The organism is Actinomycetota bacterium, from assembly GCA_019347675.1.
Taxonomy (GTDB): Bacteria; Actinomycetota; Nitriliruptoria; order Nitriliruptorales; family JAHWKO01; genus JAHWKW01.
This window is the reverse complement of record JAHWKW010000041.1, coordinates 1-10,698: the sequence shown is the minus strand read 5'-3', so window position 1 is coordinate 10,698 and position 10,698 is coordinate 1. Positions and strand designations below refer to the sequence as shown.

Below are 10,698 nucleotides of genomic sequence, written 5' to 3'. Positions count from 1 at the left end.
CCGCCAGCTCGGCTGCGCACGACGGACCCATCCGCGCCCGCGATCAGAAGCAGGTCGCCTCGACGCCCCGGTCCTCCGGCGGCGGGCCGGGCTGGCGGCGGGTGAGGTCGACGTACACGACGCCGCGGTGCACGACCACCGGGTAGGTATCCAACGAGGCGCCCCCGTCCAGCGCCCGACCGGTCGCGCTCCACACTCGCCCCGCCGGAGACTCCAACCGCCCCGACCGCTCGCAGTACACCGGAACCCCCGTCCGGCCGACAGCGAACGCACGCACCCTGCCCGCCGCGGCGACGTACAGCACCCCACGGTCCCCATCGTGGCTCGCTGTGCCGATCTCCTCCACCGGTCCCGCCGACACGAACGGCTCGCCCGGTGGCTGCGACGCCCGCCACGCGAAGACGATCACCACGACCAGAAGGACCAGCCCGACCGCCGCCGCGGCGAGCACCCACTGCAGGCCCAGCGGGGCCCGGAGCACGATCTTGCGGGCACGCCGCGCGGCTCGCTCGGGGAGGTACCCCGACGGGCCGTAGTCCGGATCGCGTTGTGTCACCGATGGTCAGCCTACGGGCGACGGGCGCGGGCCCCCGCCCGCCGCGACCGTCCACGATCACGAACGCCACCGCCACCACGCACCGCAACCGCGACAACGGACGGCAACCGCGACCACCAACGGCAACCGCGACCACGCACTCCGGGACGGTGGACCGTGTCGTCGTGGACGCGCCCGGGCGCGGCGCCGCACCGGGTGTTCACGCTTCGCACTATCCTCGGCCGCGCGGCGCTGGGCACACACGACGCGTCGCTGCGGGGCTCGGTCGATCGCCGCCCGCTGCAGGGCAGGAAGGACCTCACCGGTGACCATCCGCGTCGTCGTCGCCAAACCGGGCCTCGACGGGCACGACCGCGGGGCCAAGGTCGTGGCCCGAGCGCTCCGCGACGCCGGGATGGAGATCATCTACACGGGGCTGCACCAGACACCGGAACAGATCGTGAACGCGGTGATCCAGGAGGACGCGCAGGCCGTGGGGCTGTCGATCCACTCCGGGGCGCACATGACACTGTTCCCGCGGGTGGTCGAGCTGCTGCGGCAGGAGGGCGCCGACGACGTCGTCGTGTTCGGCGGCGGGATCATCCCCAAGAACGACATCCCCGAGCTGGAACGCCAGGGGATCGCGCGGATCTTCACCCCGGGCACGCCCATCAGCGAGATCGTCGCCTGGGTCCGCGCCAACGTCCCCGACACCGGCGCCGAGAACCCTGCTGGGGCCAGGCGCGCCGGCAGCGCCTGACATCGCGGCGCCTCACAACAGACGGACACGGGAGCACGGATGGACCTGCTGGAGTATCAGGGCAAGGAGTTCTTCCGGCGCCACGGCGTGCCCACCCCGCCCCCGGGGATCGTGTGCACCACCGCGGACGAAGCCGAGGACGCTGCGCGTGAACTCAACCGACCAGTGGTGGTCAAGGCACAGGTGAAGACCGGCGGTCGCGGGAAAGCCGGCGGCATCAAGCTCGCGGAGGCGCCCGAGGAGGCCCGTGAGGCTGCCGCCGCGATCCTGGGACTCGACATCCGCGGTCACATGGTGCAACTGGTGTACGTCGAGCCGGCCAGCGACATCGCCGACGAGTACTACCTCTCGGTGATGCACGACCGAGTCGGCAAGGGATACCTCGTGATCTGCTCGGCCGAAGGTGGGGTCGACATCGAACAGGTCAACCGCGAGCGACCCGAGGCCGTCGTCAAGGAGGCGATCGTCCCGTCACAGGTCGAGGGCGGCCTCCCAGCGGGGCGGGCCAGCGCGATCGTCCACGCCGCGCAGATCCCCGACGCAGCGGCCGACGCGGCAGGCGAACTCCTGGTGCAGCTGTTCGATGCTTTCCGCCTGGGCGACGCGCTGCTGACGGAGATCAACCCGCTGGTACGCACCACCGACGGGCGCGTCATCGCCCTCGACGCGAAGGTCACGATCGACGGCAACGCGATGTTCCGCCACGACGACCACCGGGAGTGGGCGGATTTCGACCGACGCGGCGACGACCTCGAGGCCCGTGCCAAGCGTAAGGGCATCCAGTACGTCAAGCTCGATGGGGACGTCGGCGTGCTCGGCAACGGCGCTGGGCTGGTGATGGCCACGATCGACGTCGTTGCACAGGCAGGCGGGCAGCCGGCGAACTTCCTCGACGTCGGTGGCGGCGCGAGCGCCGACACGATGGCCGAGAGCCTCGCGATCGTCCTGGCCGATCCGCAGGTCAAGAGCGTGCTGATCAACATCTACGGCGGGATCACCCGCGGCGAGGAGGTCGCCAAGGGCGTGATCGAGGCGCTCGATCGCCTCGGCGGGATCGAACCCAAGCTGGTGGTCCGTCTCGACGGGACCAACGCAGCGCAGGGCCGGCGGATCCTGGAGCAGGCACGACACCCCAACGTCGTGGCCGCGGCCGACATGCAGCAGGCCGCTCGCCGGGCGGTGGAGCTGGCACGCGGGTAGCTGCAAGTGGCGTTCGTCGCGGATCTTTGAAGGAGGGCCGGTGAGCATCATCATCGACCAGGCCACCACGGTGGTCGTCCAGGGCATCGGTACCCAGGGCACCTTCCACGCCAAGCGCAACCTCGACTACGGCACGAACGTGGTGGGTGGGGTCCATCCCAAGCGTGGCGGGGGCCGCTGGGAGGTGCTGGACCTGCCGGTGTTCGCGACGGTGGCCGAGGCCCGGGCCGAGACCGGCGCTGACACCTCGATGATCATGGTGCCCGCACCCTTCGCCATGGAGGCGATCCTGGAGGCCTACGAGGCCGGCATCAGCACCATCGTGGTGATCACCGAAGGGGTGCCGGTCCACGACATGACCGTGGTGTACGACCGGGTGGTGCGCCGGGGTGGCGTGCGCCTGATCGGGCCCAACTGCCCCGGTCTGATCAGCCCCGGGGAGGCGAACGTGGGCATCATCCCCGCCAACATCGCCGGGCCGGGGACGGTTGGACTGGTGTCGCGCTCGGGAACGCTCACGTACCAGATCATGCACGAGCTCGCGCAGGGGGGCCTGGGGATCTCCACCTGTGTGGGGATCGGCGGCGACCCGGTGGTGGGGTCCAACTTCCTGGACATCATCCGCCTGTTCGCCGACGACCCCGACACCCACGCGATCGTGTTCGTCGGGGAGATCGGCGGGACCGACGAGCAGGAGGCGGGGCGTTGGGTCGCCGAGCACATCCCCGACACACCGGTGGTGGCCTACGTCGCCGGGTTCGAGGCGCCCGCAGGCAAGCAGATGGGCCACGCCGGCGCGATCGTGCGTGAGGGCGGCGGCGGGGGCGAGACCGCGGCCGAGAAGAAGGACATCCTCGAGAGCCTCGGGATCGCGGTGGCGACCAACCCGTCAGAGGCCACCAGCCTCATGATCGAGCGACTGTCCGGAGGCGGCTAAAGCCGGCAACCCGAGGACTCGCACGGACAGCGCAAAGGGGCGGGTGTGGGCCCGCCCCTTGTTCGTACCGCCGCACTCTTGTCGGCCTCGGACACAGTCAGCGGAACAGCACGCGTTCCTGGGTCTGGGGGTTCAGGTGTGTCAGGCCGATGCGGCGGCCCCGTGACGCCGACGAGTCGAACGCCTGGAACCCGTGTCCTGACGCCGGGCTGTGGATGCCGTCCTGACCGTAGGTCCGCAGCGCAGATCCTGGCTTGGGTGCGCGCTCGTACCAGTAGTGCGCCCAGTTGTCCGACCCGGTCGCGCCGCCCGGTCCCCGGTCGTGGAATGCGATCTCGCGCGGGTTCTTCTTCGAGGTGAAGTCGATCAGGTTCACCCCGCCCATGTACCACGCCTGCGCGAGGATGTAGCGCCCGGGAAGCGGCACGACGTTGCCCTGGTGGGTCGAACAGTACGCGTCCTCTTCGGTCCGCGGGATCATGAACTGGCTGAGCTCCTTCCCGGTCCTGACGTCCAGGAAGTACGTCCGCCCCGTGTCGCTGACCACCGGTGAGCCCGACTCGGTGATCGTGGTCACCGGCGGGCAACCGTCGCCGAACGACTCGTCGCTGAAGTTGACGACCTTGCCGTCCCACGTGAACGTCGCCGAGTGCCAGAAGTCAGCCGCGGTGTCGCCGCCGCCCGGCCCGTCGGTGTCGACCGGGTTGTCGAACACCCACAACGGGTTGGTGGTGTCGGGAAGCATGTCCGCGCCGATGCGCCACAGCTGCGCCTGCTCCGCGCACGCCGCCGCCGCCAGCCGCAATTCGACGAACACGGCGATGTCGTGGCAGGCGCGCAGAGGGTTGAAGCCAGCCAGGCCGTGCTCTGCGGGGTCGAACGTGTTGTCGGGGTCGCCCGGATAGTTGATCGGCGGCTCGGCGATCTCCTCCGCGGCGGCGGGGTTGGCCAGGGGCACTTGGACGACCTGGATGACGCCGTGCAACGGGTCGCGGTCGGCTTCGGGACCCCGATCAGGACCGCAGGTCGGTCCGGGCCGCAGCGGGTAGGACGAGTTGTAGAGCAGCACGCGTTTGTTGGCGACATCCGGAACCAGGGTGTGCGTGTGCGACCCACAGTCCTGGTAGACCGCGCCGATCTGACTGGGAGCCTCCGGGTTGCTCACGTCGAAGATGCGGATGCCCTCCCAGCCGGTCGGGTCGTCGTGATCGGCGGTGCCCGTCGCGCCGCATTCGGGGCCGGTCAGCGTGCGATCCACGGACGTGAACAGCAGGTCCGCCTGCCCGTCGCCGTCGCTGTCCCACACCGACACGTCATTCTGTGGTCCGTAGCACTTGAAGTCCGAGACCAGCTGGGGCGTCGCGCGGGAGATATCGAAGATACGGAAGCCGCCGTAGTAACCGGCGAAGGCGAGATCGCCCCAGAAGGCGAGGTCGGAGTTGATCTGCCCGCTCGGCGAGTGGAACACCTCCGACATCCGGTCCTGTCGGGTCGGTTGCTGGTCCACGTCGGCGTGTTCGTGCTCGCTGCCGGCGTCGTCGGCGTCCGGCGGATGCGCCGCCGCGGGAAGGACGGGCACGAGGAGCAGCACCGCCCCGAGCGCGAGAATGCGAAGGGATCGAGCCATGGTCCCCCCTGTCGAGACTTGACCGGAGAAGCTACGCCCATGATCGATCGAGCGTCAATCCTCTTGTCTTGGATCCGCAACCGTGGGATGCCGCGGCCATCGGCCGGATCTGCCGCCGGCGCCGAGAGGCAACCCGCGGCACTTGTCCCACGCCTCCGTGGGGGCGACGCAGAAGCCGCGGCTGTGGCTGCGGTCGCTGCAGTCCATCCTCTCGGGAACCACTGGTGTCACGCCTCTGCTCGGCGACGAGCCGGTTGCCTCGCGCCGCACCCGAAGGGGCCGTACGAGAGAAGCCCCGCCCTTGGGGGGCGGGGCTTCTTTCACGCCGGGACGCGCGGGGGCACGGCGTCGACCGGCGCACGGCCGCCGTGGGGCGACGGCGACCGTTTCCCGTGGGCCGGCCGGGTGGGGCTCCGGCGTGATGAAGGGCCCGCGGGGAGGCGACGAGAGACCCGCCGCCGTCACCTGGTACAACGCAGCGACACGCCTCAGCGTGCCCGTGGCGTCCTCGCTGTGCGCTAGGCGCACGCATCCTGGGTGGCCGGTGATGGCCCGGCGTCATACCGTCTCCGGACGGGTCGAGAGGTCGTCGCATGCAGGTCGGAGCCGCCACCAGCCGGACCGCTGAGGCCGGTCTGGCCGCCGCCGAGGCAGCCGACGCCGCCGCGCAGCCACTAACAGACGGATGCCGGCTCGCGGTCGTGTTCACCTCGCCAGCACACGTCGATGGCCTCCCCCCGATCGCCGCGGCTGTACGGGCGCGCCTGCACCCCGAGGCGCTGATCGCGGGGGTCGCGCAGGGCGTCGTCGGACCCGGGACCGAGATCGAGGACGGTCCGGCGGTGTCGGTGTGGGCCGCGGCGTGGGAGGGCGGCGAGGTCCGCCCCTTCCGCAGCGCTGTCGGACGGGTCGACACCGGCGCCGTCGCGGTCCTCGGGTGGCCCGACACCGACGAGGATGACGTGACGATCGTGCTGGCTGACCCCCACAGCTACCCGGCCGCGGACGTCATCGCCCACCTCGGGCGTACCCGCCCCGGGCACCGCATCGTCGGGGGCCTGTTGACGCCCGGGCACGCGCCTGGGCGGCTGCTGCTCGCCGGTCCCGACAGCGTCGAGATCCACCTCGACGGGGCGGTCGGCGTGACGCTGTCCGGGGTCCCCGTCGAGGTGGTCGTGTCGCAAGGATGTCGGCCGGTCGGCGCTCCGTTCGTGGTGACACGGGCAGAAGGCAACGTCGTGTTCGAGTTGGGCGGCGCCCCCGCGATGGAACGTCTCCGGCAGATCTTCGCCGAGGTTGCGTCCGAGGATCGGGTCCTGATGCAGCACGGTCTGCACGTGGGGCTGGTCGCCGACGAGTACCGTGACCGCCTCGAAACCGGTGATTTCCTCATCCGTGGGGTGATCGGCGCCGACGAGGACACCGGGACGATCGCCGTCGGCGACCACGTCGCGGTCGGACAGACCATCCAGTTCCAGGTGCGCGACGCGGCCAGTGCGCACGAGGACCTCCTCGCTGCTGTGTCGCGCGCCGATCGCACCGGCCCGACCGCGGGGGCCCTGCTGTTCACCTGTAACGGCCGCGGTCGGCGGTTCTTCGGCGAACCCGACCACGACGCACGCACGGTCGCCGACGCCCTCACCGACCATCTCGGCGGGGCGTTCTGCGCCGGGGAGATCGGACCCGTCGGGCCGCGCAGCTTCCTGCATGGCTTCACGGCGTCGCTGGCCGTGTTCCACGACGAGCGATGACCCACCCGCCGCACCGATCTCACCGGACGCTGGCCTTCAGACGAGGTCGGTGAGGAGAGCGCGGACGCGGCGGTCGATGTCGTCGCGGATCACCCGCGTCTCCTCCAGTGACCGCCCCGCGGGATCGGGGACGTCCCAGTCGAGGTACCGGCTGCCGGGGTAGATCGGGCAGGCGTCACCACACCCCATGGTGATCACGACATCCGACGTCTCGACGAACTCGTCACTCAGGGCCGCCGGTGTCGCCTCGGAGAGGTCGATGCCCCACTCGTCGATCACCGCCCGGACGTTGTCGTGCACTGCGGCGGCCGGCGCGGAGCCCGCCGACAGCACACGAACCCGCCCGAGGGCGTGGTGGCGCAGCAGTGCCGCAGCCATCTGGCGCCGACCGGCGTTCTGGACGCACACGAACAGGACCTGGGGCACGTCGTCCATCGTGGCCTCTCGCCGGGTGAGCCGCGCGCCCGGACGCGCGGTGGTCCGCTGGCGGCCGGGCGGCGACGACGAGGATGGCCGCTTCGTTACGTCGGTTGAGCCTGTCCGGCCTCACGCACGTCGAGGTTTGACGCTGCCGCAGCCAACGCATCCTCGACCCCAGCAGCGTACGTCAGCGGGTCATCGAAGAGGAACGCCCGCGCCAGCAGCTCGTCCCGCAGCTCCTCCATGGTCATCGACCACCTCCCGCCCGGAGTCCATCCCACGCTACGGGGGTGGCGTTACGGCTCCGTTACCACAAGGTTCGGGTCAGGCGAACATTTGCGTCGCAGTCGCGTGACCGGACCGCACGCTCACAGCACGCCACCGGCCGCCTGCCGACGGTGGTCGAGCACCCGGTCGAGGAGTGCGGTGTCCACCCCTTCGTCCATCGCGACGTCGCGGAGTGTGCGGTCCTCCTCCATCGCGCGTTTCGCCAGGGCCGCGGCACGCTCGTACCCGATCTCCGGCGCCAGCGCCGTGACGGCCATCAAGGACTGCTCTGCGTAGCGCGGACCCCGGTCGGTCGCCTCTGCCCCGATCATGCAGCGGTCGGCGAACAGACGGCTGACCGCGGCCAGTAGCCGGATCGACTCGACCACGTTGCGGGCCATCACCGGGATCATCACGTTCAGCTCCAGCTCGCCGGCCAGCCCGCCGACGGTCACCGCCGCGTCGTTCCCGATCACCTGCGCCGCCACCTGGCGGACCGACTCGGGGATCACCGGGTTGACCTTGCCCGGCATGATCGACGAGCCCGGCTGCACGGCCGGCAGCTTCAGCTCGTACAGACCGGTCCGCGGCCCCGACGACAGCCACCGCACGTCGTTGGCAATCTTGAACAGGCTCACCGCCACCGAGCGCAGCGCCGCGGACAGGTCCACCAGCGCGTCCCTGGCGCCCTGCTGCTCGAAGTGGTCCTCGGCCTCCCGGAACGGCAGGCCGGTGCGCTCCGCGATCAGCTCGATCGTCCGGGTGGCGAACCCCGGCGGGGCGTTGAGACCGGTCCCCACAGCCGTGCCTCCCAGCGGCAGCTCGACAACGGACTCGAGGGCACGCTGCACGCGCCCCGCTCCGAGCTGCACCTGCCGTGCGTACCCGCCGAACTCCTGGCCGAGCGTCACGGGCGTGGCGTCCATCAGGTGGGTCCGGCCCGTCTTGACCACATCGGCCCACTGTTCGGCCTTCTGCGTCAACGTGCCATGGAGGTGAGCGAGCGCGGGGAGCAACTGATCGGTGACCAGCTGCGCAGCGGCGATGTGCACAGCCGACGGGAAGGCGTCGTTGGACGACTGGCCGGCGTTCACGTCGTCGTTGGGGTGGACGCGCGACGCGCCGACAGCATCACCGAGGAGCATGCCCGCGCGGTTGGCCAGCACCTCGTTGACGTTCATGTTGGTCGAGGTCCCGGAACCCGTCTGGAAGACGTCGACCGGGAACTGGTCGTCGTGGCCCCCGTCGATGATCTCGTCGGCCGCGCGCCGGATCGCATCGGCGAGGTCGGGGTCGACCACGCCGATCTCCTGGTTCGCTGTGGCTGCCGCCCACTTGACGAGGGCCAGCGCACGCACCACCTCCACGGGCACACCCTGGCCGGAGACCGGGAAGTTCTCGAGCGCGCGTTGCGTCTGCGCGCCCCACAGGGCGTGGGCCGGGAGCTGCATCTCACCCATCGTGTCCCTGGCGGTTCGGACGGCATCAGCCATCGCTGCCTCCCGTGCCATCGCTGGACCCGTAGCGTACGGACGCTCGTAGGCTCCCGGACGAGGGGGTGCGCGTGGAACTGGTGTCGGCAGCAGAGGTGACGGCCGCAGCGTCGCTCGTCGCCTCCGTCGTGCAGGCCACACCGATCGAACCGTCGCGTGCGCTGTCGCAGACGGTCGACGCCGAGGTGCTGCTCAAGTGCGAGAACCTCCAGCGCACCGGGTCGTTCAAGCTTCGGGGCGCCTACACCTTCATCAGCCGCCTCACCGACGAGGAGCGCGCCGGCGGCGTGGTGTGTGCGTCGGCCGGGAACCACGCGCAGGGAGTCGCGCTCGCCGCGAACCTGCAGGGCGTCGAGGCCACGGTGTTCATGCCGCGTGAGGCGCCGCTGCCCAAGGTGGAGGCCACAGCCGGTCACGGGGCGGACGTCCGGTTGGTGGGGTCGTCGTTCGACGAGGCACTGGACGCGGCGCTGGATCATTCGTGGGGAGCGGGGAAGGTGTTCGTCCACCCGTTCAACCACCGCGACGTCATCGCCGGCCAAGGCACGTTGGGCCTGGAGCTGCTCGAGCAGGTGCCGACCCTGCGCGGGGGCGGGACGATCGTGGTGCCGGTGGGCGGCGGCGGTCTGTGCTCGGGGATCGCGGTGGCGATCAAGGACACGTCCCCGGCCGCCCGCGTGGTCGGGGTGCAGGCGGCCGGGGCCGCGTCCTTCCCACCGTCGCTGGCCGCCGGCGAACCGCGCGACGCGCCCCGATGCGACACGATCGCGGACGGCATCGCGGTGAGACGTCCAGGCGAGCTCACCCTCGCTCACGTCCAGGCCCTCGTCGACGAGGTCGTGACGGTCGACGACGACGCGATCGCCCGTGCGCTCCTCCTGCTCCTGGAACGCGCGAAGCTGGTGGTCGAGCCGGCCGGTGCGGTGGGGGTGGCCGCCATCCTGACAGGCGCCTGTGACCTCCAGCCCCCGATCGTGGCGGTCCTGTCGGGAGGCAACATCGACCCGCTGCTGCTGCAGCACGTGGTGACCTCGGGGCTGACCGCCGAGGGCCGCTTCGTGGCGATCCGCACGCGAGTGGCGGACCGACCCGGCGAGTTGCACCGGCTGCTGGGCCTGCTCGCCGAGGAACGCGCCAACGTGGTGGCGGTCGAACACCACCGGTTCCTGCGGCGCCTGCGGATGGAAGAGGTCGAGGTCGTCCTGGAGCTCGAGACCCGCGGCCCCGACCACGTCGAGGCGATCAGCCAGCGGATGCTCGCCGCCGACTACCCGTTCGAACGCGTCTGAGGCCGCATCCTCAGCTCGTCCTCAGCCGATCCTTCAGCTTCCTCTCAGGTTCTGTTGGCACTCTGGGGAAGATGAGGCCGAAGGACGGTCGCTGTCAGAGTGGTTCCCGTGCCATGCTGATCGACCACGTCGAGGACCGCCAGCCGCTCGCCCTGCTCACGTTCTCAGCTGGCCGCCGCGTTCGCCGGGTAACCACCGTCCCGGCGGCTCACCCGGTTGCTACGGTCATGGCCGAACGCCAGTTCGAGACGGCCGAGCGGGCAGGTGCTCGGCGTGGAGCATCGGAGGTCAGCGCGGGCACGGCGGTGGCGGCCAGGCACGCCCCGGTGGGCCAGAGCATGACCGGGGCGGTGACGTCGAGGCGACCTGCTTCTGATCGCGGGCGCGGATGGGTCCGTCGTGCGCAGCCGAGCTGGGAC

At 70.8% G+C, this 10,698-nt stretch carries 11 protein-coding genes; 6 read left to right on the top strand and 5 right to left on the bottom strand.

Annotated features, from left to right (window positions below; genetic code table 11):
* Nucleotides 1-43: 43 nt before the first annotated feature.
* Complete coding sequence (locus tag KY462_16190; protein ID MBW3579237.1) at nt 44-556, bottom strand: hypothetical protein; 513 nt, start codon at nt 554-556, stop codon at nt 44-46.
* Between the two features lie 304 nt (nt 557-860).
* Here KY462_16190 and KY462_16185 point away from each other — a divergent pair, with 304 nt between their 5' ends.
* From KY462_16185 to sucD, 3 genes are read left to right on the top strand one after another with little or no spacing between them, the layout of a single operon-like run.
* Entirely contained in the window at nt 861-1,295 is a 435-nt protein-coding gene (locus tag KY462_16185; GenBank protein MBW3579236.1) for a cobalamin B12-binding domain-containing protein, read from the top strand.
* 39 nt (nt 1,296-1,334) lie between these two features.
* A complete protein-coding gene (gene sucC / locus KY462_16180) occupies nt 1,335-2,495 on the top strand; it encodes an ADP-forming succinate--CoA ligase subunit beta (GenBank protein ID MBW3579235.1) in 1,161 nt (386 codons plus the stop codon).
* 40 nt (nt 2,496-2,535) lie between these two features.
* The gene (gene sucD, locus KY462_16175) at nt 2,536-3,432 is read left to right on the top strand and encodes a succinate--CoA ligase subunit alpha (GenBank protein MBW3579234.1); all 897 of its coding nucleotides are present in this window, start codon (nt 2,536-2,538) and stop codon (nt 3,430-3,432) included.
* Between the two features lie 97 nt (nt 3,433-3,529).
* On the opposite strand, the gene KY462_16170 is transcribed toward sucD, so the two are convergent.
* Nucleotides 3,530-5,059, bottom strand: coding sequence for a hypothetical protein (locus KY462_16170; protein MBW3579233.1), 1,530 nt, complete (start codon nt 5,057-5,059; stop codon nt 3,530-3,532).
* A 593-nt stretch (nt 5,060-5,652) separates the two neighbouring features.
* Between KY462_16170 and KY462_16165 the strand changes: the two genes are divergently transcribed.
* Nucleotides 5,653-6,810 (top strand): FIST C-terminal domain-containing protein, encoded by a 1,158-nt coding sequence (locus KY462_16165; GenBank protein MBW3579232.1) that lies wholly within the window; start codon nt 5,653-5,655, stop codon nt 6,808-6,810.
* A gap of 36 nt (nt 6,811-6,846) precedes the next feature.
* Here KY462_16165 and KY462_16160 read toward each other — a convergent pair whose 3' ends face one another.
* The 3 genes from KY462_16160 to KY462_16150 form a co-directional block, all read right to left on the bottom strand.
* On the bottom strand, nt 6,847-7,245 hold the full coding sequence (locus KY462_16160) for an arsenate reductase ArsC (GenBank protein ID MBW3579231.1): 399 nt from the start codon (nt 7,243-7,245) through the stop codon (nt 6,847-6,849).
* Nucleotides 7,246-7,331: 86 nt separating this feature from the next.
* Nucleotides 7,332-7,481 (bottom strand): hypothetical protein, encoded by a 150-nt coding sequence (locus KY462_16155; GenBank protein MBW3579230.1) that lies wholly within the window; start codon nt 7,479-7,481, stop codon nt 7,332-7,334.
* Nucleotides 7,482-7,598: 117 nt separating this feature from the next.
* Entirely contained in the window at nt 7,599-8,990 is a 1,392-nt protein-coding gene (locus KY462_16150) for a class II fumarate hydratase (protein MBW3579229.1), read from the bottom strand.
* A gap of 77 nt (nt 8,991-9,067) precedes the next feature.
* On the opposite strand from KY462_16150, the gene ilvA reads away from it, so the two are divergent.
* Together ilvA and KY462_16140 are read left to right on the top strand one after the other, a co-directional pair.
* Nucleotides 9,068-10,279, top strand: a complete 1,212-nt coding sequence (gene ilvA, locus KY462_16145) for a threonine ammonia-lyase (protein MBW3579228.1) — start codon at nt 9,068-9,070, stop codon at nt 10,277-10,279.
* Between the two features lie 113 nt (nt 10,280-10,392).
* Nucleotides 10,393-10,698: hypothetical protein (locus tag KY462_16140; protein MBW3579227.1), on the top strand; the 306-nt coding region annotated here is incomplete at its 3' end.